This window comes from Streptomyces sp. NPDC025784 (assembly GCF_055558435.1).
Map to the genome: position 1 here is coordinate 963449 of NZ_JBVHMN010000001.1, position 25788 is coordinate 989236.

General features: G+C 72.9%; 21 protein-coding genes and 1 pseudogene. 13 read left to right on the plus strand and 9 right to left on the minus strand.

The genetic code is table 11. The features are described from left to right. Window positions 1-91: 91 nt before the first annotated feature. From ACZ4IF_RS04195 to ACZ4IF_RS04210, 4 genes are all read right to left on the minus strand, one after another. Window positions 92-1573, minus strand: a complete 1482-nt coding sequence (locus ACZ4IF_RS04195) for an RNA polymerase subunit sigma-70 (protein WP_467559343.1) — start codon at window positions 1571-1573, stop codon at window positions 92-94. A gap of 96 nt (window positions 1574-1669) precedes the next feature. Continuing rightward, the gene (locus tag ACZ4IF_RS04200; RefSeq protein WP_359487034.1) at window positions 1670-2584 is read right to left on the minus strand and encodes a LysR substrate-binding domain-containing protein; all 915 of its coding nucleotides are present in this window, start codon (window positions 2582-2584) and stop codon (window positions 1670-1672) included. A gap of 22 nt (window positions 2585-2606) precedes the next feature. Further along, the gene (locus ACZ4IF_RS04205; RefSeq protein WP_467559956.1) at window positions 2607-3470 is read right to left on the minus strand and encodes a DMT family transporter; all 864 of its coding nucleotides are present in this window, start codon (window positions 3468-3470) and stop codon (window positions 2607-2609) included. 317 nt (window positions 3471-3787) lie between these two features. Next, window positions 3788-4747 carry an EamA family transporter gene (locus ACZ4IF_RS04210; protein ID WP_467559346.1) on the minus strand — a complete coding sequence of 320 codons (960 nt, stop codon included), beginning with the start codon at window positions 4745-4747 and terminating at the stop codon, window positions 3788-3790. A gap of 196 nt (window positions 4748-4943) precedes the next feature. On the opposite strand from ACZ4IF_RS04210, the gene ACZ4IF_RS04215 reads away from it, so the two are divergent. After that, complete coding sequence (locus ACZ4IF_RS04215) at window positions 4944-5528, plus strand: MarR family winged helix-turn-helix transcriptional regulator (protein ID WP_467559348.1); 585 nt, start codon at window positions 4944-4946, stop codon at window positions 5526-5528. Between the two features lie 15 nt (window positions 5529-5543). Here ACZ4IF_RS04215 and ACZ4IF_RS04220 read toward each other — a convergent pair. Continuing rightward, window positions 5544-7088, minus strand: a pseudogene (locus ACZ4IF_RS04220) (FAD-dependent monooxygenase); the annotation flags it as partial. Between the two features lie 179 nt (window positions 7089-7267). Here ACZ4IF_RS04220 and ACZ4IF_RS04225 point away from each other — a divergent pair. Next, a complete protein-coding gene (locus ACZ4IF_RS04225) occupies window positions 7268-7873 on the plus strand; it encodes a TetR/AcrR family transcriptional regulator (protein WP_467559350.1) in 606 nt (201 codons plus the stop codon). Between the two features lie 121 nt (window positions 7874-7994). Here the strand turns inward: ACZ4IF_RS04225 and ACZ4IF_RS04230 are convergent, their stop codons facing one another. From ACZ4IF_RS04230 to ACZ4IF_RS04240, 3 genes are all read right to left on the minus strand, one after another. Beyond that, the gene (locus ACZ4IF_RS04230; protein WP_095934379.1) at window positions 7995-8234 is read right to left on the minus strand and encodes a hypothetical protein; all 240 of its coding nucleotides are present in this window, start codon (window positions 8232-8234) and stop codon (window positions 7995-7997) included. A gap of 113 nt (window positions 8235-8347) precedes the next feature. Next, window positions 8348-10624, minus strand: a complete 2277-nt coding sequence (malQ, locus tag ACZ4IF_RS04235; RefSeq protein WP_467559352.1) for a 4-alpha-glucanotransferase — start codon at window positions 10622-10624, stop codon at window positions 8348-8350. Beyond that, window positions 10625-10903, minus strand: coding sequence for a hypothetical protein (locus ACZ4IF_RS04240; protein WP_359487023.1), 279 nt, complete (start codon window positions 10901-10903; stop codon window positions 10625-10627). Between the two features lie 314 nt (window positions 10904-11217). On the opposite strand from ACZ4IF_RS04240, the gene ACZ4IF_RS04245 reads away from it, so the two are divergent. The 6 genes from ACZ4IF_RS04245 to ACZ4IF_RS04270 all read left to right on the plus strand — a co-directional run bounded on the left by ACZ4IF_RS04245 (window position 11218) and on the right by ACZ4IF_RS04270 (window position 19130). Further along, window positions 11218-14484, plus strand: a complete 3267-nt coding sequence (locus tag ACZ4IF_RS04245; RefSeq protein WP_467559354.1) for a beta-N-acetylglucosaminidase domain-containing protein — start codon at window positions 11218-11220, stop codon at window positions 14482-14484. Window positions 14485-14535: 51 nt separating this feature from the next. Beyond that, window positions 14536-15138 (plus strand): RNA polymerase sigma factor, encoded by a 603-nt coding sequence (locus ACZ4IF_RS04250; protein ID WP_467559958.1) that lies wholly within the window; start codon window positions 14536-14538, stop codon window positions 15136-15138. Further along, a complete protein-coding gene (locus tag ACZ4IF_RS04255; RefSeq protein WP_467559356.1) occupies window positions 15135-16076 on the plus strand; it encodes a zf-HC2 domain-containing protein in 942 nt (313 codons plus the stop codon). The genes ACZ4IF_RS04250 and ACZ4IF_RS04255 overlap by 4 nt, the downstream gene beginning before the upstream one ends. A gap of 65 nt (window positions 16077-16141) precedes the next feature. Beyond that, window positions 16142-16936, plus strand: coding sequence for an ABC transporter ATP-binding protein (locus ACZ4IF_RS04260; protein ID WP_467559960.1), 795 nt, complete (start codon window positions 16142-16144; stop codon window positions 16934-16936). After that, window positions 16933-18483, plus strand: coding sequence for a hypothetical protein (locus ACZ4IF_RS04265; RefSeq protein ID WP_467559358.1), 1551 nt, complete (start codon window positions 16933-16935; stop codon window positions 18481-18483). Before ACZ4IF_RS04260 ends, ACZ4IF_RS04265 begins: the two co-directional genes overlap by 4 nt. An 80-nt stretch (window positions 18484-18563) precedes the next feature. After that, on the plus strand, window positions 18564-19130 hold the full coding sequence (locus ACZ4IF_RS04270; protein ID WP_467559360.1) for a hypothetical protein: 567 nt from the start codon (window positions 18564-18566) through the stop codon (window positions 19128-19130). Window positions 19131-19182: 52 nt separating this feature from the next. On the opposite strand, the gene ACZ4IF_RS04275 is transcribed toward ACZ4IF_RS04270, so the two are convergent. Further along, window positions 19183-19719, minus strand: coding sequence for an HNH endonuclease (locus ACZ4IF_RS04275; protein ID WP_028802683.1), 537 nt, complete (start codon window positions 19717-19719; stop codon window positions 19183-19185). A gap of 272 nt (window positions 19720-19991) precedes the next feature. Between ACZ4IF_RS04275 and ACZ4IF_RS04280 the strand changes: the two genes are divergently transcribed. The 5 genes from ACZ4IF_RS04280 (at window position 19992) to ACZ4IF_RS04300 (ending at window position 25787) form a co-directional block, all read left to right on the plus strand. After that, entirely contained in the window at window positions 19992-21104 is a 1113-nt protein-coding gene (locus ACZ4IF_RS04280) for a mechanosensitive ion channel family protein (RefSeq protein ID WP_467559362.1), read from the plus strand. A 230-nt stretch (window positions 21105-21334) separates the two neighbouring features. Beyond that, window positions 21335-22546: an ROK family transcriptional regulator gene (locus ACZ4IF_RS04285; RefSeq protein WP_467559364.1), complete on the plus strand. Its 1212-nt coding sequence runs from the start codon at window positions 21335-21337 to the stop codon at window positions 22544-22546. A gap of 58 nt (window positions 22547-22604) precedes the next feature. Then, window positions 22605-23942: an ABC transporter substrate-binding protein gene (locus ACZ4IF_RS04290; protein WP_467559366.1), complete on the plus strand. Its 1338-nt coding sequence runs from the start codon at window positions 22605-22607 to the stop codon at window positions 23940-23942. Between the two features lie 7 nt (window positions 23943-23949). After that, entirely contained in the window at window positions 23950-24891 is a 942-nt protein-coding gene (locus ACZ4IF_RS04295) for a carbohydrate ABC transporter permease (RefSeq protein ID WP_359487003.1), read from the plus strand. A gap of 2 nt (window positions 24892-24893) precedes the next feature. After that, entirely contained in the window at window positions 24894-25787 is an 894-nt protein-coding gene (locus ACZ4IF_RS04300) for a carbohydrate ABC transporter permease (protein WP_359487001.1), read from the plus strand. Window position 25788: the final 1 nt, after the last annotated feature.

Below are 25788 nucleotides of genomic sequence, written 5' to 3' on the forward strand. Positions count from 1 at the left end.
AAGGCAGGTCGCACGAACCGTTCGTACGTGTCGGTCATGGAGACGTACGAACCCCAGGTCACTCATCGGTCGCGGGTCGTTCCCCCGGTCCTCACCGGTCGGCCGGGAGCCGCAACGGCAGGCCGAACGCCGGGAAGAGGTGCGGTTCGAAGGACGTGATCTCCACGATGCGGTCGCCCTCGATGCGCAGCACGTCGAGGACCTGCGCCCGGTACACGGTCGTCCCGGGACGCCTGACGTAACCCCCGGCCGCGAGCTGCCCGTTGGCGCGCGCGGGGAGATGGCGCCAGTCACCGAGGAACATCGGCGAGGCCGGATCGAGGCTCGGGCGCAGGAACTCGGTGAGCGCCTCGCGGCCGACGAACCAGAAGGGGTTCGGCGGCATGGTGAGCGTGATGTCCTCGCTGAGCAGGGTGGCGATCTCGTCGAGGTCGAGGCGTTCCGCGGCGGCCATGTAGCGCCGCAGGACCTCGCGTTCACGGGCGTCCGCCGCGGCGCTCCACTCCGCGCGGCGGCGCGGCAGGTGGTCGCGCAGCGTGGGCCGGGCGCGTTGCAGGGCGCTGTTGACGGAGGCCACCGTCATCTCCAGGGCCTCTGCGGTCTCCGCGGCGGCGAGCCCCAGCACGTCGCGCAGGACGAGGACGGCGCGCTGGCGGGGCGGCAGGTGCTGGACGGCGGCGAGGAAGACGAGTTCCAGGGTCTCCCGGGAGACGGCACGGGCGTCCGGCTGCTCCTCCGCCGAGGGCAGGTCCTCGTCGGGGTACGGCTGGAGCCAGGTGACGCGGGCGGGCGGCTCGGCTTCCCCGTGGTTCATGCCGGGCAGCGGTTCGTAGCGCTGCGGGCGGCGTGCGGTGCGCCGCTGGAAGTCCAGACAGGCGTTGGTCGCGATCCGGTACAGCCAGGTCCGCAGGCTCGCCCGGCCGGCGAAACCGTCCCGCGCCCGCCAGGCCCGCAGGAACGTCTCCTGCACGAGGTCCTCCGCGTCGTCGTACGAGCCCGACATCCGGTAGCAGTGCACACGCAGCTCGCGGCGGTACGACTCGACCAGGGCGGCGAAGTCGCCCGCCGCGAACGGGACTTCGCCGTGTCCGGCCTGTGCGGCGGCGGGCTCCGCCGCGACCGTTCCGCCGTGCCCGGCCTCCGGGGCACCGGTCACCGTGGCGCCGGGGTCCGCCGCGGCTGCCCGCACGGCCGGGGATTCCGTGACGGCCTCCCTCGTCATGGAAGCCGGCCGGGCTTCAGGGGCCTCGCCGGCCGTGTGGTCCTCGCGGGCTCCCCGGTCCCGGTGCGCGGTGTCCCGTGCGACGCGGGCGACGCGTCGCAGCCGGCCCACGGACGAGGACAGTTCCGTCACACCGGAGTAGAAGACCGACGGCGGCTGCGGGACCAGCGCGTCGACCTGCCGGGCCACCTCCTCGATCAGTCCACGCACGGTGTCCGCGGGCGCGGTCCGCCGGGCCCGGTAGGCCTTCTGCCGACAGGCGGCGGAGCAGTACAGCGAGCTCCGGCCCTTGCGCCCCGACCGGCCGGGCAGGGGCTTGCCGCAGCTGCGGCACGCGGCGTCGACGTCCATGAGGCCTCCGGCGATTGCGTCACACAGGGACGACGTGACGCTATACGTCCCCTGGTGTCTCCCGCCCCCCGGACGACCGGCACTCGGGACGGCCGGCTACCGGTCCGGCCCCCGGGCCGCCTCCCGCAGCGCCCCCAGCACGAACCCGACCGCGGTCCCCTCCTCCGCTCCGCGGCGCACCGCCGCGACCACGTGCCGATGCGGTCGCTCCCCCGCGAGCTCCCGCATCACGACCCCCTCCCGCCGCGCCGCGGCCATCCGCGGCACCAGCGCCACCCCCATCCCCGCCTCGACCATCGCGAGGATCGCGGTCCACCCGGCCGCCGAGTGGCCCTGGTGCGGGCTGAACCCGGCCGCCTCGCACGCGCTCCGCGTGATGTCCGACCACGGGCCGCTCCCGCCGAAGATCCACGACTCGGCGGCGAAGTCGGCGAGCCGCACGTCCGGCGCGGTGGCGAGCGGATGGCCGTGCGGCAGCGCCAGGTCGAGCGGGTCGGCGAGCAGCGGCACCCGGGTGAAGCGGGCGTCCGTCGCCGTCGGGGCCTGCGCGGCCAGGGACAGGGCGAGGTCCACCGCCCCGGCGCCGAGCAGCTCGTACGCCTCCGCCGCCTCGGCCTCCCGCACCTGCACGGCGATCCCGGGCCGCGCCGACCGCAGCGCCCGTACGGCGGGGACGACGAGCGCGGGCACGGCGGTGGAGAAGGCCCCGACCCGCACCCGCCCGACCTCGCCGTGCGCGTACGCGGACAACTCGGCGTCGGCGCGCTCCAGTTGCTCGAAGACGGCCTCGGCGTGCCGCAGCACGAGTTCCGCCGCGTCGGTCAGCCGCACCCGTCTGCCCTGCGCCTCCAGCAGGGGCACACCGAGCTGCTTCGCGAGGTTGGTCAGCTGCTGCGAGACGGCCGAGGGGGTCATCAGCAGGGCCCGGGCGGTCGCGGTGACGGTTCCCCGCTCGCGCAGCGTCCGCAGGATCTCCAGCTTCCTGATGTCCCACTTGTCGTACTCGGCCATGGCGGAAACCTATCCCGGGAGTTCAGCGGGCCCGGGAGGCGGTGCCCAGGACGACTCCGCCCAGGATCAGTGCCATGCAGAGCAGTTGCGCGGCCGTGGTGCGTTCGCCGAGGAGCGCGTAGGACAGGACGGTCACGCAGAGCGGCTGGAGGTAGTAGACCGTTCCGGCGCGGGCCGCGCCGACGAGCGAGATCGCCTTGTTCCAGGTGAAGAAGGCGACCGCGGAGGAGGCGACCCCGGCATAGAGGAGCGGGCCGACCGTCGCGGGGGCCGGAGTGAAGGCCCCTTGGACGGCCACGCTCAGCACGAACACCGGCAGCAGCATCGCCGTGCCCAGCGTGAAGGTGGTGAACAGGAAGACGGGTCCGGTGAGTTCGGCGGGCCCGCGGCGCAGCAGCGCGCTGTACGAGGCGAAGCACGTCGCCGCCGCGATCATCCAGAGGTCGCCCGCCGTGAGGTCCGTCGACGCCGCGGGGCCGCCGCCCACCAGGAGGAGGACGCCCGCGCAGGCGATCAGCATGCCGGTGACCCGGCGCTTGCCGAGGCGTGTGCCGCCGAGCCGTTCGTACACCGCCATCAGGACCGGCGACGCGGCCATGATCATGCCCATGGTGCCCGCGGACGTGGACACGCCCGCCTGGTTGACCAGGGTGTTGTAGACGGTGACGCCGAGGAACGCGGCGAGCAGCAGGTGGCCCAGGTGTCCGCGGATCAGTGACCGTCGCCGCCAGGTCTCCCGCGCCGCGAACGGGGCGACCACCACGAGGGCGACGACCCAGCGCCAGAACGCCTGCTGGACGGGCGGCACGCTGTCACCCAGGGCACGCGACGCGACGAAGCTGCCGGACCAGACGACGGTGGCGACGGCCGCGAGGGCGAGACCCAGTCCGACCGAGCCCTTCCGCGTACCCGCCCCCGTCCTGCCCGGCTGAGCGTCCGGGGACGGCTCGGCGGCCCCGGACGGCTCGACGGACTCGACGGACTCGACGGACTCCAACGGGGCGACGGGCTCGGTGGGGTCGGCGGGCTCGGTGTTCTTCTTGAGCTCGGTGGCCTTGGCGGGCTCGATGGGCTCGGCGTTCTCGACGGGCTCGGTCGCCTCGGCGGACGCGGCGGCCCCCGCGGGCACGCCCTGCGTTCGGGTCCGGTCCAGGACTGTCACGTGCATCCCTCGCCTCTCCGGTGGTCGGGTGGGTGGCCCGGCTACCGTCGCAAGGCGGAAGTCGTCACGTCCATCGAATCTTTTCGAGCATTCCCTTCAGCAGAACTGAAAGATCCGGAGCCGGAGACGGTCCTGACCGCCACCGGACGGGGCCGGAGCTGACCGAGGACGGTCGCCCCGAACGCGAGTCCCATGCCCGCCAGTTGCACCGGAGTCAGCTCCTGCCCCAGCGCCGCCCAGCCGATCACCGCCGCGGTCAGGGGCGAGAGCGGACCGAGGAAGGTGACCTGGGTGGCGGAGAGCCGCCCGATGCCGCGGAACCAGAGCCAGTAGGCGAGGGCCGTGTTCGCCAGCGCCAGGTACAGATAGCCGCCGACCGCGCGGCCGTCCAGCGCGGGCGGCGCACCCTCGACCACGAGCGCGAGCGGCGCGATCAGCAGTCCGCCGGCCGTCAACTGCCAGGCGGTGAGCGCCAGTGGCCCGACCCCGTCGGGTCGTCCCCAGCGCTTGGTGAGGACGGTGCCCGTGGACATCGACGCGGTCGAGGCGAGCGCGGCGAGCACACCGACCGCGTCGAGGGCCCCGGCGGCCTTCAGCACGACCAGACTGACCCCGAGGGCCGCGGCGACACCGGTGAGGAGCGTGCGGAGGGTCGGCCGGTCGCCGAGCAGCAGCACCGAGAGCCCCGCGACGAACAGCGGGCCGACGGAGCCGACCACCGCGGCCATGCCGCCTGGCAGCCGGTACGCGGACAGGAACAGCAGCGGGAAGAAGGCGCCGATGTTCAGGGCGCCCAGCACCGCCGCCTTGCCCCACCAGATGCCGCGCGGCAGCACTCGTGCGAGGGCCAGGAGGAGCAATCCGGCGGGCAGGGCGCGCATCACCGCCGTGAACAGGGGGCGGTCGGCCGGCAGCAGCTCGGTCGTGACGGCGTACGTGCTGCCCCAGGACACGGGGGCGAGCGCGGTGAGCGCGATGAGAGCGGGGCGGTTCGTGGCCATGGGACACCCGATTTCCAGTAGGCCGGCGAGAACTGGGCCAGGAGAAGCACGTCGACCGCGAGCGGTTCGACCCCAAGTAGCTTAGTCGCAAGCTACTTAACGTCAAGCTGCTTTCTACTGATCTACTCAGCGCCCATCCACTCTCTTGTGAGCTACTTTCTTGCGACCCATCGGGCCTCGGCGGATACTCACCCGCATGAACACCCCCAAGGACCCCGTCGAGAACCTCGTCGACGACTCCGCCGAGGCCTCCACGGAGGGACCGGTCGAGGACCCGAGCGAGGCCCCGGCCGACAAGGACGCCGTCGACGCGATCATCGAGCAGTGGGCCGCCGTGCGGCCGGACCTCGACACCACCGCGATGGAGGTCTTCGGGCGGATCTTCCGGCTCTCGCGGGCGATGGGCGACCGGATGGAGAAGGCCTACACGCCTTTCGGGATCTCCCGCGGCGAGTTCGACGTGCTCGCCACGCTCCGCCGCTCCGACGCCCCGTACACGCTCTCCCCCCGGCAGCTCTCGGCGACGCTCATGCTCACCACCGGCGGGATGACCGGACGCCTGGACAAGCTGGAGCGCGCCGGACTGCTGCGCCGCTCACCCGATCCGCACGACCGGCGCGGACTCCAGGTCACGCTCACCGACGAGGGACTGCGCCTGATCGACGAGGCCGTCGGGGCGGGACTCGCCGTCCAGACCGACGCGCTCGCCGGCCTCGACGAGGCCCGGGCCGCCCAACTCGCCGACCTGCTGCGCCGACTGCTGACCAGCACTGCCGTCTAGGCGGTCGTCCGGCGCGCCCAGCGCCGTGGTGAGCGCCGCCTCCACCGCGGCCGCGTCCGGGGACTCCGCGGCCCAGGCCACGTATCCGTCGGGCCGCACCAGCACCGTCGTGCTCCTGCCGTCCGCCCACCGCTCCACCGCGAGGCGGCCCGCGCGGCCTTGCACGGCATGGGGCCGCGGGGCGATCAGGACGAACCGGCCGCCGCGCAGCGCCTCGTAGAGCCGGCCGCTCCGCAGCGCGACGTCCGGGACGCGCCGGCCGACCAGCGGATGGGATCCGCGCGGCGCCCCGTACGCGTACCCGATGCCCGTGATCCGGCCGAGCACCCTGCGCCGGGCCGGTCCGACACGGCTCAGGAACGCGCCGAGCCCGGTGCGCAGCGCCAGCGTCCAGGGGTACTTGGCCATCGCGAGGCGCACGATGCCGCCGCTGCTGCGCAGCACGGCCCGGCCGACCGGGTGGCGCTCCGCCTGGTAGGTGTCCAGCAGCGCCGCGTCCACGTGCCCGCCGAGGACGGCGGCCAGCTTCCAGCCGAGGTTCGCCGCGTCCTGGAGCCCGGTGTTCATGCCCTGGCCGCCGGCCGGGGTGTGCACGTGCGCGGCGTCTCCGGCGAGGAAGACACGGCCCACCCGGTAGTCGGGCGCCTGGCGTTCGTCGCTGTGGAAGCGGGACATCCAGCGGGCGTCCCGCATGCCGTAGTCGCGGCCGAGGGCGAGCCGGGTGATCTCCTTGACCTCGTCGAGATCGAGCGGCTCGTCGTCGCGGACGTTCCGGCCGCGATGCCAGCCGATCACCCGGTAGTAGCCGTCGCCGAAGGGAGCGAGGAAGGCGAAGGCGTCCCCGACCGCGGCGGCGGTCAGTACCGACTCCGGTTCCTCGTCGAGCCGGACGTCCGCGAGCACCACGGACCGGATCACCGACTTGCCGGGGAACGGCAGTCCGACCGCCGTCCGCACCACGCTGCGCATCCCGTCGGTCCCGACGACGTACGCCGCCGTCAGCTCCGCCGCCGCACCGTCCGGACGCCGGACCGTCAGCGTCACGCCGTCCGCGTCCTGACTCAGACCGGTCACCTCGGTCTCGTACAGGAACCGCGCCCCGGCGTCCTCCGCCCTGCACACCAGCACCTTCTCCACCTCGTACTGCGGGATCACGAGCAGGTGGTTGAAGCGGGAGGGGAGGGTGTCGAGCGAGAGGGAGAACGCTCCGAAGAGCTGGAGACGGTCGAGCCGCCGGCCCTCGCGCTCCAGGTCGTCGGCGAGGCCACGGGCGTCGAGCTGCTCCAGCGTGCGGGCGTGCACGACGAAGGCCCGGGAGAGATTGCTGATCCTGTGCGGCCGCTTCTCGACGACGGTGACGGGAACGCCGGCTGCGGCGAGATCACCGGCGAGCAGCAGCCCGGTGGGGCCGGAGCCGACGACGACGACACCGCGGGCGTCGGTGGGGCGCGCCACTGCGCGGCGAGGAGCGGTGGCGTCCACGGCGGTGGCGTGAGGCCCGGCGGGGCGCTCTTCATGCGCGTGGCGCATGGCCTGTGCGTTCTGCGTGTGGTCCTTCATGGTGACCTCCGATGCCAACACTTGTCGGCCAACGGTGGTGGGCCAACCGTGGTTGACCCGCAGCGCCTGTCGACCGATTCGCACTCCCTGGCTTGCCAACGCTTGTTGGCCAACACTTGTTTGCCAACATAGGACGACCCCCCTGGACTGTCAACACGTGTTGGCCTACGGTCGTTGGCATGGCACTCAAGGAACACCCCGCACCCACGCCGACGGCGACGGACGCGCCCGCGCCCCGCCGCTCCGACGCGACCCGCACCGCGATCCTCGACGCGGCACGCGCCCGCTTCGCCGCCGACGGCTACGAGCGCGCCACCATCCGCGCCATCGCCAGGGACGCCCGGATCGACCCGTCGATGGTCATGCGCTACTACGGCTCGAAGGACGGGCTGTTCGCCGCCGTCCTCGACGTCGACCTGCGGCTGCCCGATCCGGCGGGCCTCGATCCGCGGGACGTGGGCCGCGTCCTGGTGAGCCACTTCCTCGACCTGTGGGAGGAGAACGGAGTCCTCACCGCGATACTCCGGGTGGGTGTCACCAATCAGGCGGGCGCCGAGCGCCTCCAGGGCATCTTCAAGGACCAGCTCACGCCGGTCGCACGGCGCGCCTGCCCCGATCCCGAGCAGGCGCCGGTACGGGCCGCGCTGTGCGCCTCGCAACTGCTCGGGCTCGCGCTCACCCGCTACGTCCTGCGGATCGGCCCGGCCGTCGCGCTGAGCCGTGCGGAGATCGTGGCCTGGCTGGGCCCGACGGTCCAGCGGTATCTGACGGCGCCGCATCCGTAGGGCGCGGCGCTACCGGCCGGGCGCGGGAGGCTCCACGGGCGCGGGACAAACACATCGAGGGAGCCCGCGCGACACGTGCGCGGACTCCCTCGACGGAAGTGAAGAAACCGGTGTACCCAGGTCAGCTCTGCTTCTGCGGCCTGTCGGACTTGTCGAGGACCATCACGAGGCCGGCGATGACCAGGAACAGCACGATCGGCGCGGCTACGTACAGACCCAGAGTGTCGATCACGCTCAGGCCGGTGCCGGGGTCGTCGCCGTCGTCGCGGGTCAGCGCGAGCGCGGGGGACGACATGAGCAGCATCATCAGCGTCGTACCGGCAGCCAGGGCGCCGGCGCGCAGGGCGTTCTTCTTGTCCACGGTGCAAACGTAGCGAACACCTGAATGAGTCGCGCGCCCGGGGGTGCCGTACGGAGGCCCCGGGGCCGGAGGGCGCCCCTCCTCGGGGCCCGGGACGCGGGCCCTCCTCGCCCTCAGGCCGGTGTCCCGGCCGTCTTTCCGCCGGCCTCCGGAACCGGCCCCGCCCCCCGGCCGCCCCCCGCACCGGCGCCGTCCCGCGCACCCGTGCGGTCCCCGGCACCCGTGCGGCCTCCGGCACCCGTGTCGTCCCGCAGGCCCATACCGTCCGCGGCACCCGTGCCGTCCCGCACGGCCCGGTCCCCCGCGCTGCGCCCCCGCAGCACGTCGATCAGGGCGTGCAGCCGGGGCGAGGCGGCGAGGTCCTCCAGGGTCACGGGCCGGCCTTCGGCGTCGGCGACGGGCAGGCGCCAGTTGGGGTACTGGTCCCAGGTGCCGGGCAGGTTCTGCGGACGGCGGTCGCCCACGGCGTCCGGGAGCCAGACGCCGACCAGACGGGCCGGGGTGCGCAGCAGGAAGCGGTGCACGGCCTGGATCTCGGCCTCCTCCGACACCGCGGCACACCCGCCGCTCGCACCGCGCAGCAGCCCGAGCCGGGCGAGCAGCGCCAGCCACTCCCCGGCGTCCGCGGCGGCAGCGGCCCGTTCCTGCTCCAGGGAGCCGGTCAACAGGCCGAGCCGGTCGCGGAGTTCGACGTGGTCGCCGGTGAGCCGGGAGGCGGTGGACGGCAGGTCGTGCGTGGTCGCGGTGGCCAGGCAGTCGGCGCGCCAGCGTTCAGGGGGAAGCGGGAGTCCGTCGCCGTCCCAGTCCCGTTCGAACCACAGCACCGAGGTGCCGAGCACCCCGCGCGACTGGAGCGTCTCGCGCACACCGGGCTCCACGGTGCCGAGGTCCTCACCGATCACCAGCGCTCCGGCCCGGGAGGCCTCCAGAGCGAGGATCGCGAGCATGGCCTCGGCGTCGTAACGGACGTACGTGCCCTCGGTGGGCGGGTGTCCCTGCGGGATCCACCAGAGCCGGAACAGACCCATGACGTGGTCGATGCGCAGGGCGCCGGCGTGCCGGAACAGGGCACGCAGGAGGCGGCGGTAGGGGGCGTAGCCGGACGCGGCCAGCCGGTCGGGGCGCCAGGGCGGCAGACCCCAGTCCTGGCCGCGGGAGTTGAAGGCATCCGGGGGCGCACCGACCGACATGCCCGCGGCGAAGTACTCCTGCTGGGCCCAGGCGTCGGCGCCGTCGGGGTGGACTCCGACGGCGAGGTCGTGCACGAGGCCGACCGCCATGCCCGCGTCGCGCGCGGCCCGCTGCGCGGCGGCCAGCTGGGCGTCGGTGAGCCAGGCGAGGCGGCTGTGGAAGTCGACGCGGTCCATCAACTCACCCCGGGCGCGGGCGGTTTCGGACGAGCGGGGGTCGCGCAGGCCGGCCGGCCAGCGCCGCCAGTCGGAGCCGTACAGCTCGGCGAGCGCGCACCAGGTGGCGTGGTCCTCCAGGGCCTCGCCCTCCTCGGCGAGGAAGTCGGCGTACGCGGCCCGCCGGCCGGGGCCGAGCGGCACCGCGCGCACGGCTTCGAGCGCCTCACGCTTGAGCTCCCAGACGGCGTCGCGGTCGATCAGGGCGCCTTCGGTGAGTACGGAGTCGCGGAGCCGTTCGGCGCGTTCCAGCAGCGATCGGTCGCAGCCGTCGGCGTACGCGTACTCGGGGATGTCCTCGACGCGCAGGTGCACCGGGTCGGGGTAGCGGCGGGAGGAGGGCCGGTAGGGGGACGGGTCGGTGGGTGCGCCGGGCACGGCCGCGTGCAGGGGGTTGACCTGGACGAATCCGGCGCCGAGTGCCCGTCCCGCCCAGGCGGTCAGCTCCCCGAGGTCGCCGAGGTCGCCCATGCCCCAGGAGCGGCGCGACAGCAGGGAGTAGAGCTGGACGAGCAGCCCGTACGCGCGTCCGGGCGGCGCGGGCAGCCGGGCGGGCGCGACGACGAGGTGGACGTCGGCGGTGCGGCCGTCGGGCGCGGCGGCGTGCAGGGCGTGCACGCCGGGCGGGAGTTGTTCGGGCCGGGCGCGGGTCTCGCCCTGCTCGGTCACGATCCGGAGCCGGGTTCCGTCCGGCAGGGCGGCCAGCGCGGCGGGGGCGCCCTCGCCCCAGGACACCACCGTCGGCGGCAGCAGCCGTCCCTTCAGCGCGTCCTCCCGCGCCGCGAGGGCGGCGCGCACGGCGTCCGGGGTGCCCGCGTCGACGTCGAGCGCCGCCAGGGCCGCGACGAGCGCGGTGTCGGACGCGGCGACCGTACGGCCCGGGGACGGCTCGTAGGACGTGGCGACGCCGTGCAGGTCGGCGAGTCGCGACAGGGGAGTCGGTGACGGCGCCTGCGCCGAATCGGCGGGCCGGCGAGGTGGCATCTAGACCTCCGACACGGCGCCGGGGTAGGGGGGCGCCCCCTGGTCGGGGGAGGCCGAGAGCTGGGGGGAGGGTTCGCTCGTCAGGGGCACGGCGTCGGTGAGCGGCGGCTCGCTGGTGAGCGGTTCGGCGTCGGGCAGTGGGGGTTCGCTGGTCAACGGCGCCTCCGCGCAGGCGCCTTCGGCGCTGAGCAGGCACAGGTAGGCGCCTTCGGGCTCGGCGGACAGCTCCGCCTCGCGTTTGGAGAGGGCCGAGAGCAGAAGGTGTGCCGATGCGGCCACGGAGGCCTCCTTGTCGAGTACGTCGAGTACGGCGGCCCAGGGCGGTTCCCGCGAAGTCGCGCCGCGCGTTCCGGCCCTGGCGGTCAACGCAGCCCTACCCAGCGGGCGCGATGGCAGACGTACAAGGGCGGACAACGTGCTCCTGGTCACATTCTGTCTCCGAGGCAAGACTCCAGATCGGGGCAATCCTCGCACTTCGACCACTCTCATTGACACCCTCACCACGCGAATGGTGGGCTCGACGCCTCAGCGACAGGGCTGTCGGGGAACCGGGCACAGCACTGCCGGGGAGCCGGGCCACGAGGAGGGGGAGCGTGCAGCTGCGGCGTGGGAAAGGGGCGGCCGCGCTCGCGTTCGCCGTTGTCGCGGGCGCACTGGGACCGGCGCCCGCCGCCGTCGCCGCGCCGCCGGCACCGCTGCCCTCCGCGGACGAACCCGAGCCCACCGGGGGCGGTCTGCCCGCGGTCTGGCCGCGCCCCCAGTCGCTGCGCGCGGGCGACGCGGCGGTCACGGTCACCGACGAGGTCGTCCTGGTCACCGAGGCACCGGGCGCATCCGGGCCCACGGCCGGGTCGGGTCCGTACGCGCCCGGCGCGACGACCGACCCGTACGCCCTCGACGCATTGCGCGCGCTGTTGCGCCAGGCCGGCGCACGGAAGATCACCACGGTGCGCGACGGGGACGCACTGCCGGCGGGTGCGCTGGTGGTGCGTCTGGGCGAGGACCCGGCAGCCGCGCCCCGGTCCGGCGTACGGGGCGCGACGGGCACCGGTGGCGCGACGGGCATGCCTGCCGGGCGCGGCCCCATGAGCACGAAGGTCACCGGCTCCTCGCGCTCCCCGTCGGTCCCGGCCGCGCGCCACTCCTTCGGCGGGCACGCCGGAAGCAGGGCCTTCGAGGGAGCGCACGGCCTTGGCGCGCGAGCCGGTGTGAGCTCCCTGGAACGGGTCCTCACGGCTCTCGGCGCCGCCCCCCGCGCCGACCTGCCCACCGGGGGCTACCGGCTGGCCGTCGGCCGCACGGACGGCCGGGACACGGTGGTCCTGGCCGGAGTGGGCGAGGACGGCCTCTTCCACGCGGTGCAGACACTGCGTCAGCTCGTCGGCTCCGACGGGCGGATCAAGGGCGTCGTCGTCCGCGACTGGCCCGGCACACCCGCACGCGGCACCACCGAGGGTTTCTACGGAACTCCGTGGACCCGTGAACAGCGCCTCTCCCAGCTGGACTTCATGGGCCGCACCAAGCAGAACCGCTATGTGTACGCCCCCGGCGACGACCTCTACCGGCAGGCCCGCTGGCGGGAGCCGTACCCGGCCGCGCAACGGCCGGACTTCCGGGAGCTGACCGACCGGGCGCTCCGCAACCACGTCACCCTGACGTGGGCGGTGGCCCCCGGCCAGGCGATGTGCTTCTCGTCGGACGCCGACGTGAAGGCCCTGACCCGCAAGCTCGACGCGATGTGGGCGCTCGGGTTCCGCTCCTTCCAGCTCCAGTTCCAGGACGTCAGCTACAGCGAGTGGCACTGCGGCGCGGACGCCCGTGCCTTCGGCTCCGGCCCAAAGGCGGCCGCGAAGGCGCAGGCCCGGGTGGCGAACACGGTCGCCCGGTATCTCGCCGAGCGCCGCCCGGACACCACCGCCCTGTCCCTGATGCCGACGGAGTACTACGAGGACGGCTCGACCGACTACCGCCGGGAGCTGGCGAGCGCCCTGGACGAGGGGATCGAGATCGCCTGGACCGGCGTCGGCGTCGTGCCGAGGACGATCACCGGGGCCGAACTGGCGCGCGCCCGGGACGCGTTCGGCGGCCATCGGCTCGTCACCATGGACAACTATCCGGTCAACGACTACGCGCAGGACCGGATCTTCCTGGGGCCGTACCAGGGACGCGAGCCCGCGGTCGCGACCGGCTCGGCGGCGCTGCTGGCGAACGCGATGCCGCAGGCCGTGGCCTCGCGCATCCCGCTGTTCACCGCCGCCGACTATGCGTGGAACCCGCGGGACTACCGCCCCCAGGAGTCCTGGAGGGCGGCGGTGGACGACCTGGCGGACGGGAACCCGGACCGCGGGGAGGCGCTGCGCGCCCTCGCGGGCAACGACGCGTCCTCGGTCCTCGGCGGCGAGGAGTCGGCGTATCTGCGGCCGCTGATCGAGTCGTTCTGGCAGGCGCGGACGAGCACGGACCGGACGGCGAACGAGACGGCCGCACGTCGGTTGCGTGCCGCGTTCACCGTGATGAGCGAGACCCCCGAGCGGCTGTCCGACAGCACCCTCGATGTCGAAGTGGCGCCCTGGGCGGAGCAGTTGGCGCGCTACGGGGAGGCCGGCGAGACCGCGGTCGACATGCTGCGCGCCCAGGCGGACGGTGACGCGACGACGGCCTGGACGGCGTACCGCACCCTGGGCCGGCTGCGCGCCGGCACCGCCGCGAGCGAGGTGACGGTCGGCAAGGGCGTACTGGACGCGTTCCTGAAGAAGGCGCGGTCGGCGTACGGGTCGTGGGCGGGCCTCGGCCACGAACCGGCCGCGGAGCACGGCGCGGCCACGGACGGCCGTACCGTCCGCTTCCCGCGCGCCCGTACCCTCACCGCCGTGAGCGTCCTCACCGAGCCGGGCACGGCCGGCTCCGTCGAGGCGCACGTGCCGGGCGAGGGCTGGCGGCGGCTCGGCCCCCTCGCGGCCGGAGGCGCGACGGAGGTCCCGGCCGGGAAGGACACGGGCGAGAAGGACACGAGGGGGAAGGACGCGGGCGAGAAGGCCGGGAACGGCGGGGCGACGGCGGCGGGGCTGCGCGCCGACGCCGTCCGCGTGACCGGCCCCCGGCCCTCCCAGGTGCGCCATCTCGTGCCGTGGTTCGCCGACTCCCCGGCCGTCACGCTGGAACTGGCGCGTTCCGAGACCGATGTGGAGATCGGCGGCACGGTCCGGGTGACGGCCCGGCTGACGTCGCAGCGCCCGGCCGACGTGCACGGCGAACTGACCGCGAAGGCACCGAAGGGCATCCGGGCCGAGGTCCCGCGGACGCCTGCCGCCCTCCGGCGCGGAACAACCGTGGACGTCCCCGTCGAGGTCACCGTGCCGCCGGGGACACCGGCCGGCTCCTACGCCGTCACTGTCGCCTTCGGCGCGCAGACCCGCACCCTGACGGTGCGTGCCTTCCCCCGCACCGCGGGCCCCGACCTGGCCCGGACCGGCACGGCCTCCTCCTCGGGCGACGAGACGCCCGATTTCCCCGCCGCGGCGGGGAACGACGGCGACCCGGCGACGCGTTGGTCGTCACCCGTGGAGGACGGCGCCTGGTGGCAGGTACGGCTCGCCGAACCGGCGCACCTCGGCCAGGTCGTGCTGCACTGGCAGGACGCCCACCCGTCGGAGTACCGGGTCCAGGTCTCCGCCGACGGGCGCACCTGGCGCACGGCGGCGACGGTGCGGGACGGCCGGGGCGGGCGGGAGTCGGTCCGCTTCGACGAGCGCGATGTCCGCTACGTGCGCGTCCAGGGGGACAGGAGGGCGACGCGGTACGGGTACTCGCTGTGGTCGGTGGGGGCTTACGAGGTCGCGGAGAAGACTGCCGGGGAGTGAACCGATGGCCCCGAGGGGGGCGATAGACGGGGTGTGAGACTGTTCCGCCCCATGGGGGGCCACCGGGAGGACGACACGGACACGGCGCTGCTGCGGGCCGTGTCGGACGGGGACTCGGCGGCGTTGGCCGCACTGTACGACCGGCATGCGGGGTGGCTGCACACGCGGCTGACCCGGCGGTGCACCGATCCCGAGGTGGTGCGCGAGGTGTTGCAGGACACCTTCGTGACCGTGTGGCGGTCGGCCGGCGCGCACCGGGGCGCGGAGGTGGGCGGCTGGCTGTGGACCATCGCCGCGCGGCGTCTGGTGGACGCGCGGCGGGTGCAGGAGCGCGCGGAGCGTGTGGAGTACACGGTTCCGGTGCCCGCGCCCTCCGCCGAGGAGCGCGTGCTGGCCGGCCTGGAGTACGGGGACGTGGGCACGGCCCTGGACCGGATCTCCCCCGAACTGCGTGAGGTGCTGCGGGCCACCGTCGTCGACGGGCTGACCACGCGCGAGACCGCCCGTCTCCTCGGTATCCCGGAAGGCACGGTGAAGACCCGCGCCATGCGCGCCCGCGCCGAACTCCGCGCTGCCCTCGCCCAACTGAACCCGTCCCCGAGTTCCCACCTGAACCCGTCCCTGGACCCGTCCCCGCTGGGAGGCCCGGCATGACCGGCTGGCACGCCCCCGACGACCTCGTCGCCCGCTACGCGGACGGCTCCCTTCCGGAGACGGACGCCTGGTCCCTGGAGAAACACCTGGAGAGCTGCGGGCCGTGCGCCGCGCGGATCTCGCACGCGGCCCGTGCGGGGGCGGCGGGGGTGCTCCTGGCGGAAGTGCGGAACGCGGTCCTGAACGCGGTGCGCGAACCGGCACCGGCCACCGCGCGTGCCTCGGCCCCCTCGACCGCCCAGGTCCCGGTTTCCGGCTCCGCGCCGGTGGTGCCGAGGAGCGCGCGAACCGTCGGGGGGCGGCTCACACGGATCGTCTGGGCCGCCGGGCCCGCCTTGCGCGGGGCCTGGTCCGCGGCCGTGGCACTGGTGGCCGTGGGGGCGGTCGCGCTCGCGTACGGGGGCGGGTCGGCGAGCGCGCGGCCGTTCCTGCTGGCTGTCGCACCGCTCGTGCCCGTGGCGGGGGTAGCCCTCTCGTACGGGCGGCACGCGGATCCGCTGCACGAGATCGTCGCGGCCTCCCCCTCCGGCGGGCTGCGCCTCCTGCTGATGCGGACGTCCGCCGTGCTGGCGGTGAGTCTGCCGTTGCTGACGGCGGCGGGGCTGCTGCTCCCGCCCTCCGGCTCGCACCTGCCCGCGGCGCCCGCGGCGGCCACCTGGCTGCTGCCCGGGCTGGCCCTGACGCTGGCCTCGCTCGTGCTGTCCGGGTTCGTGGGCTGCCGCACCGCGACAGCGGTGATCGGCGGAGGCTGGCTGCTCGCGCTCTCGGCCCCCGTCCTCACGGCCACCGGCTCCGGCCTCACGGCCCGACTCACGCAGCAGCTCTCCCTCTACTTCACCGGCGCCTCGCCCCAGGGGGGCTGGGCGGCAGCGGCCGCGCTCTGCGCCCTCCTCCTCGCCGCGCGCCGCAGCGCATACGACCGTCTGGAGACGATGTGAACATCCACCGCACGACCGGCATGCCGGCCTTGAGCGGCGATGACCTTCCCGGGACAGCCGCCGCCATGGACGGCGGCGCTCCGCGGACCACCGCCATACGGGTGTCCGGGCTGACCGTCCGGCACCGCAGGACCACCGCCCTGGACGCCGTCGACCTGGACTTCGGCCCCGGCGTCCATGGCCTGCTCGGCCCCAACGGCGCCGGCAAGACCTCCCTCATCCGTGTCCTCGCCACGGTCGCGGAGCCCACCGCGGGCCGGGTGGAGATGCTCGGCAGCGACCTCCACGGCCACCGGGAGCGCGGCGCGGTCCGCCGGAAACTCGGCTATCTGCCACAGGACTTCGGGTACTACCCGGGCTTCACCGTGCGGGAGTTCGTGGCCTACGTGGGGTGGCTGAAGGAACTGCCGGCCGCGACCGCCCCGGCCGCGGTCGAACGGGCTGTGGCCCGGGTCGGCCTCGCCGACCGTATCGACGCGAAGGTCAAGACCCTGTCCGGCGGCATGATCCGCCGCGTCGGCATCGCCCAGGCCATCGTGAACGACCCCAGCATCCTGCTCCTCGACGAGCCCACCGCGGGCCTCGACCCGGAACAGCGCGTCGAGTTCCGGGCGCTGCTGCGGGAGTTGGGCAGCACCTCGACCGTGCTCGTCTCCACCCACCTGGTGGAGGACGTGGCCGCGGCCTGCACGGACGTGACCCTGATCGAGGCCGGCCAGGTCGCCTACCGCGGCACACCCCGCTCGCTCGCGGCCCTCGGCGCGAACGGGCACGAGTCCGACGGCAACGCCATCGAGCGCGGTTACACGGCGGCCCTGCGCGGCCATCGCGCGGCGACAGCGGCGGGGGCCGGCCGATGAACGTACGCATCCAGCCGGACTCGGACGGCCCGGCCGGCACGCACGCCCCGGCCCTCGGAGACCGTCGTACGGGTCGGCGAACCGGACCGGACGACACACCTCCGTCGGACCGGCAGGTCGAGGGCGGTCACCCGGTGGACGCGCGGACCCACCAGTCCGGCGCAGACCGTCAGCAGACCACGGGCCGCCCGGATCCGTCTGCCCCCGGACCTCGCCCCCGGTCCGCTCCCCACCCCCTCCGCGTCGAGTCCCTGCGTGGCTTCGCCCCCTGGGCGGGCGCGGGGCTGCTTCTCGCTCTCGCGTGGCCCATCGCCACCAAATCGGCTCAGTGGCAGGGCAGCTGGGGCGGGACGACCGAAACGCTGAGTACCACGGCCGGCCTGATCGGCGCCCCCTTCGCGCTCGCCGCGGGCGCCTGGCAGGGCGGCCGGGAGCGCAGGCTGCGGATGACGGAGCTGCGCGCCTCGACCGCTCGTACGCCCCTCGTCCAATTCCTCACGGCCGCCCTGCCCCTCGCCTGCTGGCTGGCGACGGCCTACCTGGTGGTCGTCGCGGGGGCGCTGCTCGCCTGCGCGCCGTACGCCTCGGCGGGCGGCCCGGCGCCGATCGTCCACGCCGGGACCGCCCTCTCGCTCGCGGCCTGCGCGGTCCTCGGTCACACGGCAGGGCGGGCGGCCCCCTTCCGGCTGACCGCTCCCGTGCTCGCGATCTGCGGATATGTCGTCCTCGGCATCGTCGGCAGCGGGCGGTCCGGCCTTCGCTACCTCGCGCTCGCCTCGGTCCGCCCCTTCGGTGACGAGAACCTGGTCGTCTGGTGGTATCCGCTCGTGTCGGCCCTGTGGACGGCCGGGCTCGCCGCCGCCGCGGTCCTGGCCCGTACCGCGTACCGCCGTGCCACCGCGCTGCTGCCGCTCATGGCCGCGCTCGGCGCCGCCGTGCTCCTGGTCCAGACGGGTGACGGTCTGCTGCGCGACAACCCGCTCGCCCACCGGCAGGTGTGCGGCGACTCGACCACCCCGCGCGTCTGCGTCAACGCCACCTATCCGGGTCTGCTGCCGGAGGTGACCCACGCGCTGTCCGGTCTCACCGGCCGTCTGAAGGGTGTGCAGAACCTGCCGGTCCGCTACACAGACCTCGGGGGTTCACCGCACCGGGACGAGGCACAGCTGCCGATACTCAGGCCGTTCGGCTGGAGCGCCGTCCGCGGCAAGGTGACCGATCCGGAGCGGTACGCCTGGGAGGCCGCCCACATGCTGGTCCGCGAGGACTGCGAGGAATCGCCGGCCGCGCAGCGGGTCCAGGACGCCGACGAGGCCGTCCTGCGCTGGCTGGCCCCGGATCCCTTGTTCGAGGAGGCACGCGACCACTCCGTGGCGCAGGCCCGGGAGCGCGGTGACACGGAGGAACTCGCAAGGTTCCGCGCCCAGGACAAGGCGTACGCGCACCTCACCGCCATGACCGACGACGAACGCCGCTCCTGGCTCAGCGGCTACTTCGCGACGGCCACGCAGTGCGACCCGAACCCGAGCGAGGTCCCGTCCCTGTGAAGTCCGTACAGAGAATCAGAGGGAACGCCGCATCCGGCCCCGGGCCGACCCCGCTCGCCCTCTATGCCCGCTCCCGCGGTATGCCGGCGACCCTGGCGGCCCTGGTCTGTGCCGCGCTCCTCACCCTGTGGGTGGCGAGCCGTCCGGACACGTACCTCGACCCGGACCGCAGAGTGCCGCTGATCTCGCTCGCCCCGATGCTCACTGCGTCGGCGATCGGCGTGAGCCTCCACACGTACATGCGCGACCTGGACGACACCGCCGTACGCCCGTGGTGGCCGAGGCGTCTGGCCCACCTGCTGGTCCTGACCGTGCCGGCGGCGGCGCTGCTGGCCCTCGCCGTGCCGGGGCACTCCCAGGAGTTCGGCGCGGCGGCCATGGTCCGCAACACTCTGGGGGCCGTCGGCGTCACCGCGGCGGCGGCCGTGCTGATCGGCGCCCGGCTGAGCTGGATGCCGCCGACGCTCTACTTCAGCGCCGTGTACCTCTCGGCCACCTCGCCCCGTGTGAACAAGACGACAGTTCTGTCCTGGTCCATGCAGCCCGGTCCACAGCGCGGTGCCTGGACCGTGGGCCTCGCACTCTTCGTGATCGGGACGGCACTCTACGCGGCACGCGGTGCCCGCCCCGAAGGACCCCGCGCCTGACGCGGGGTCTCACGGGCCGGAAGCGGGACCGGGTATGCAAAAGCCCGGGTCGTCAGGCGGAAATGCCGTCGATCCGGGCCATCGCGTCGTCCGCGCCGTACGGCTGCAGGTATGGCAGCCAGCGCGGGTCCCTATGCCCCGTTCCGATGATGCGCCATGCGAGCCCCGTCGGCGGGGCGGGTTTGTGGCGCAGGCGCCAGCCGATCTCGACCAGGTGACGGTCGGCCTTGACGTGGTTGCAGCGGCGGCACGACGCCACCACGTTGTCCCAGACGTGCTGACCCCCGCGACTGCGCGGGATGACGTGGTCGACGCTGGTTGCGACGCCACCGCAGTACATGCACCGGCCGCCGTCGCGAGCGAACAGCGCTCGCCTGGTCAGCGGAACGGGCCCCCGGTAAGGGACCCGCACGAACCTCTTCAGCCGGACCACGCTGGGTGCGGGGACAGTAACGGTTGCGCTGTGCATGAAGGCGCCGGATTCCTCGAGACAGACAGCCTTGTTCTCGAGGACGAGGACGAGCGCGCGGCGGAGCGGTACGACGCCGAGGGGCTCGTACGACGCGTTGAGGACCAGGACATGCGGCACGGATGCCTCCTTGTACGCCGGCGGCGCGTGGCTCGCGCCGGGACGATCTGCAGTCAGTCTCCCCTCATGCCTGGTGGAAGCGCCACCATGTCCCGGTAACGGGCTGGGAGTGTTTTCGACCACACCCCCTTCATCCCCAGGTGAGCACGGTCTCTCCCTCGAACATTGCAACGATCCACACACGATGCCCCGTTAGTGTGGTGGGTCTGCCCGACGGTGCCCTTCTTGTGTCCCCTGCCGCGGGCGGACCGCTACGCCTGGAGGTACCTGCCGTGTCCCTGCCCGTCCTACTGGCCCTCGGTTCGACGCCGTCGCCGTCCCCCTCGACGTCGACGGACCCGGCGACCGCCACGCTTCAGGACGCCCAGGAAAGTGCGACCAACGCCGCGAGCTGGGTCCAGCAGAACTGGTCCACCTGGCTCGCCATCGGACTGCGGGTCCTGCTGATCCTGGTGATAGCGGCCGTACTGAGAGTGGCCGTCCGGCGGGCGATCACCAAGCTCATCGACCGCATGAACCGCACGGCTCAGGCGGTCGACGGCACCTCGCTGGGCGGCCTGCTGGTGAACGTGGAGCGCCGCCGGCAGCGCTCGCAGGCCATCGGCTCGGTCCTGCGCTCGGTGGCGTCGTTCCTGATCATGGGCACCGCCGCGCTGATGATCCTCGGCACGTTCGAGATCGATCTGGCCCCGCTGCTCGCCTCCGCGGGTGTGGCCGGTGTGGCGATCGGTTTCGGCGCCCGCAACCTGGTCACCGACTTCCTCTCCGGCGTCTTCATGATCCTGGAGGACCAGTACGGCGTCGGCGACACGATCGACGCGGGCGTCGCCTCCGGCGAGGTCATCGAGGTGGGCCTGCGCGTCACCAAGCTGCGCGGCGACAACGGCGAGATCTGGTACGTCCGCAACGGCGAGGTCAAGCGCATCGGCAACCTCTCCCAGGGCTGGGCCACGGCCGGCGTCGACGTGACGGTGCGCGCCTCGGAGGATCTGGACGAGGTCCGGTCCGTGCTCACCGAGGTCGCCGAGTCCATGAGCAAGGCCGAGCCGTGGAACGAGCAGCTGTGGGGCCCCGTCGAGGTGCTCGGCCTGGACAGTGTGCTGCTCGACTCCATGGTCGTCCGCGTCTCGGCCAAGACCATGCCCGGCAAGGCGCTGTCCGTGGAGCGCGAGCTGCGCTGGCGCATCAAGAGGGCCTTCGACGCCGCGGACATCCGCATCGTCGGCGGCCCGACCGCGGTGCCCGAGGAGGAGGCGGCCGACCCCACGGAGAACGTCGCGGCACCCTCGGCCCTCGCCAACCCCGCGTCGCCGCAGGCCGCCGCCGCCGCGCCGATCCCCGCACCGGCCGTCGCGCCGGGCACCCCGCCGGGCCCGGCGAAGTAGCACGGCCCCGCAGGCAGGCACACCGCCCCCGCAGGTAACGAGTCTGTTGCCTCGGGGGCGGTTTCTCTTGACGCCCCCTCGGCCCCCGGCCTACGTTCCTCCCACCGAACAGGAAACTTTCCTAACAGTGATCTTGTGGTGGACCGCGCGACCTCACGCGGACCCCCCGTGGACTCCCCCGTCCGGTCACTGGGAAGCTGGGCAGTCGAGAAAGGCAGGTGTCGACCCCGATGGCAGGATCCGCCGGTACGCCGGGCACCCCGCGCGTCCTGCGCGCCATGAACGACCGCGCCGCCCTCGACCTGCTCCTCGCGCACGGACCGCTGTCGCGGACCAGGATCGGGAAGCTCACCGGGCTGTCCAAGCCCACCGCGTCGCAGCTCCTCGCCCGTCTGGAGGCGGCGGGCCTCGTCCTCGCCACCGGCACCAGCGAGGGCCGCCCCGGCCCCAACGCCCAGCTGTACGTGGTCAATCCGGGCGCGGGCCACGCCGCGGGCCTGGACGTCACCCCCGAGCGCATCCTCGCCGCCGTCGCCGACATCACCGGGCGCACGGTCGGCGAGTACGAACTGCCCACCCCGGGCCGGCACCCCTCCCAGCCGGTCGTCCGCCAGGTCACCGACGCCCTCGACGGCGCGGTGAAGGCGGCCGGGCTCGCCCGCGACGACGTCCGCCGGCTCGTCATCGGCACCCCCGGTGCCTTCGACCCGAACACCGGCCGGCTGCGCTACGCCTCGCACCTGCCCGGCTGGCACTCCCCCAGCCTGCTCGACGAACTGGCGGCCGCGCTGCCGATGCCCGTCGAGTACGAGAACGACGTCAACCTCGTGGCCATCGCCGAACAGCGACTGGGCGCGGCCCGCGGTCACGACGACTTCGTCCTGCTGTGGAACGAGGGCGGTCTCGGCGCCGCACTCGTCCTGGGCGGCCGGCTGCACCGCGGCTGGACCGGCGGCGCGGGCGAGGTCGGCTTCCTGCCGGTACCGGGCGCGCCCCTGGTCCGCCAGGTGACCAAGGCCAACAGCGGCGGCTACCAGGAGCTGGCCGGTTCACAGGCCATCCCCAAGCTGGCGCGCGAACTCGGCATCAAGGACGTACCCGCCGGCCCGTACGCCGAGGTCGCCGCCGCCGTCGTCGAGCGGGCGGCCGCCCTCGACGAGGGACCGTACCGACGGCTGCTGGAGACGTACGCGACGGGGCTCGCCACGGGTCTCGCCTCGCTCGTCTCGGTGCTCGATCCCGAGCTCGTGGTCCTCAGCGGCGCCTCGCTCACCGCGGGCGGCGAGCCGCTGCGCACCCTGGTCCAGGCCGAGCTGGAGGAGCTGGCCGCGTCCCGGCCGCGCCTCGTCGTCGGCGACGTACACGAACACCCCGTGCTCCGGGGCGCGTTGGAGAGCGCCCTAGCGGCCACCCGCGACGAGGTCTTCGACACCTCCCGCTAGCCGGTTCCCGCACCCTCTCATCCCTTCACCGCCCCGCCCTGCCTAGGGAGACCCCGTCATGCCCGGAATGTCCCGGAAAGCGGTCGTCGCACTCGCCGCCTCCGCCTCCATAGCCCTCCTCACCACCGCCTGTACCGGCCAGTCCGGCTCCGGCGCCGACGACGACGCGTCCAAGGAACAGACGATCAACTTCTGGCACGCGTGGAGCGCGCCGGGCGAGGTCAAGGCCGTGAAGTCGCTGGTCGCGGGCTTCGAGAAGGCGCACCCCAACATCCACGTGAACATCGTCGGCAACATGACGGACGACAAGATCAACCAGGCGCTGCGGGCCGGCGGCGACAAGGCGCCCGACGTCGTCTCGTCCTTCACCACCAACAACGTCGGCAAGTTCTGCTCGTCGGGCGCCTTCGTCGACCTGAACCCCTTCTTCAAGAAGTCGGGCATCGACCCGGAGACGACGTTCCCGAAGGCGATGAACGAGTACACCCAGTTCGACGGCAACCGCTGCACGGTGCCGCTGCTCGGTGACGCGTACGGGCTCTACTACAACAAGACCGCCTTCGAGAAGGCCGGCATCGACGGTCCGCCGAAGACCTGGTCCGAGTTCGAGAAGGACGCCAAGAAGCTCACCGTCTCCAAGGGCGACACCTACGAGCAGCTCGGCTTCATGCCGAACTACCACGGCTGGGAGTCCACCACCGAGCACTACTTCGGGCAGTTCTCGCCGACGTACTTCGACAGCAGCGGCAAGTCGAACATCGCCAAGGACCCCGCCTTCACGGCCGGGTTCACCCTCCAGAAGAAGCTCGTCGACGAACTCGGCGGCTTCCAGAAGCTGGAGCGGTACCGCTCCAAGCTCGGCGACGAGTGGGGCCCCAAGCACCCCTTCCACACCGGCCAGGTCGCGATGCAGCTGGACGGCGAGTGGCGCCTCGGCATGGCCGAGGACGCCAAGCCGGGCTTCGAGATCGGCGTGGCGCCGCTGCCCGTGCCCGACGACCAGGCCGACCAGTACGGCAAGGGCTACATCACCGGCACCATCGCGGGCATCGCGTCCACCAGCAAGAAGCAGAACGCGGCCTGGGAACTGGTCAAATACATGACCACGAACACGGACGCGGTGGTCGGCTTCGCCAACGACATCCACAACGTCCCGTCCACGCTCGCCGCGCTCAAGTCGCCGAAGCTGAAGTACGACCCGCGCTTCAAGACCTTCCTGGACATCGCGTCCGACCCGAACTCGACGACGACGCCCGCCTCCATCAACGGCGGCACCTACCTCGTGACGATCCAGCAGTTCGGGTACGACTACGAGAGCGGCAAGGCCAAGGATCTGAAGGCGGGTCTGGAGAGCACCGCCAAGCAGATCGACACGGACATCGCGCAGGCGAAGTAGGCCCGAGATGAGCACCGTCACACTGGCTTCGAAGCGCCGCCGTTCGGCGCTTCGGACCCTCGCCTTCATGTCGCCCTGGCTGATCGGCTTCGCGGTCTTCTTCGCCTATCCGCTGATCTCGACCGTCTACTTCTCCTTCATGCACTACGACGGCTTCAAGCCGCCGACGTGGAGCGGCACGAAGAACTGGAAGTACGTCTTCGAGAACTACCCGCTGTTCTGGCCCGCGTTGCGCAACACCCTGTGGCTCGTCGCCGTGATGGTCAGCCTGCGGGTCGTGTTCGGACTCGGGATCGGCCTGCTGATCACGAAGATCAAGTCGGGTACGGGGGTCTTCCGCACTCTCTTCTACCTGCCCTACCTGGCACCGCCCGTCGCCGCCACCATGGCCTTCGCCTTCCTCCTCAACCCCGGTACGGGACCCGTCGACTCGATCCTGGAGAAGGCGGGCATCCCCGCCCCCGGCTGGTTCAACGACCCGACGTGGTCGAAGCCCGCCCTGACCCTGCTCGCCCTGTGGGGCATCGGCGACCTGATGGTCATCTTCATGGCCGCGCTGCTCGACGTGCCCACCGAGCAGTACGAGGCCGCCCAGCTGGACGGCGCCTCCGCGTGGCAGCGGTTCCGGTACGTGACGCTGCCGAACATCTCGCCGATCGTGATGTTCGCCGTGGTCACCGGGGTCATCCAGACCATGCAGTACTACACGCAGCCGCTGATCGCCGGGAAGGTCGCCTCGGGCGTCATCCAGGGCGCCGGCACGCAGTTCGAGCCCGGCTACCCCGACAAGTCGACGCTCACCCTGCCGCAGCTCGTCTACAACCTCGGCTTCCAGCGCTTCGACTACGGCTCCGCCTGTGTGGTCGCGCTCGTGCTGTTCGCCCTGTCCATGGTGTTCACCGCGTTCCTGATGCGGCGCCGGGGCGGCCTCATCCAGGCAGGTGACTGACCATGACCCAAGTACTCGACAAGCCGGTGGGCCTGAAGGCACCCTCCTCTCCCGCCGAGCGCACCGCCCGCCGCCGGGCCCTCCTGGAATGGGTCGCGGTCCACGCGCTGGGCATCGCCGCGGCCCTCTTCTTCGTCCTGCCCTTCGTGTTCGTGTTCCTGACCTCGCTGATGAGCGACACCCAGGCCCTCAGCCGCGACCTGATCCCGCACACCTGGGAGTGGGGCAACTACAAGAAGGTGTTCGACACTCCCGGCTTCCTGACCTGGTGGAAGAACACCCTGCTGTACGCCGGTGCCGGCACCGTCCTCACGGTCGTGTCGTCCATCCCCGTGGCGTACGCGCTCGCCAAGTTCCGCTTCCGTGGCCGGAACCTGTCGCTGATGCTGGTCATCTCGATGATGATGCTGCCGCCGCAGGTCGTCATCATCCCGATGTACCTCTTCTGGGCGAAGCAGCTGGACCTGTCCGGCACGCTGTGGCCGCTGATCATCCCGATGGCCTTCGGCGACGCGTTCTCCATCTTCCTGCTGCGCCAGTTCCTGATGACCATCCCGAACGAGTACGTGGACGCGGCGAGGGTGGACGGCTGCGGGGAGTTGCGGACCCTGCTGAGGGTCGTCCTGCCGATGGCCAGGCCGGGCATCGCCGCCGTCGCGCTCTTCCAGTTCTTCTACGCCTGGAACGACTACTTCGGGCCCCAGATCTACGCGTCCGAGAACCCGGGCGCCTGGACCCTCAGTTACGGACTGGAGTCGTTCAAGGGCGCGCACCACACCGACTGGAACCTCACCATGGCCGCTACCGTGCTGGTCATGGCCCCTGTGATCCTCGTGTTCTTCTTCGCACAGAAGGCGTTCGTCGAGGGTGTCACGCTCACCGGAGTGAAGGGTTGAA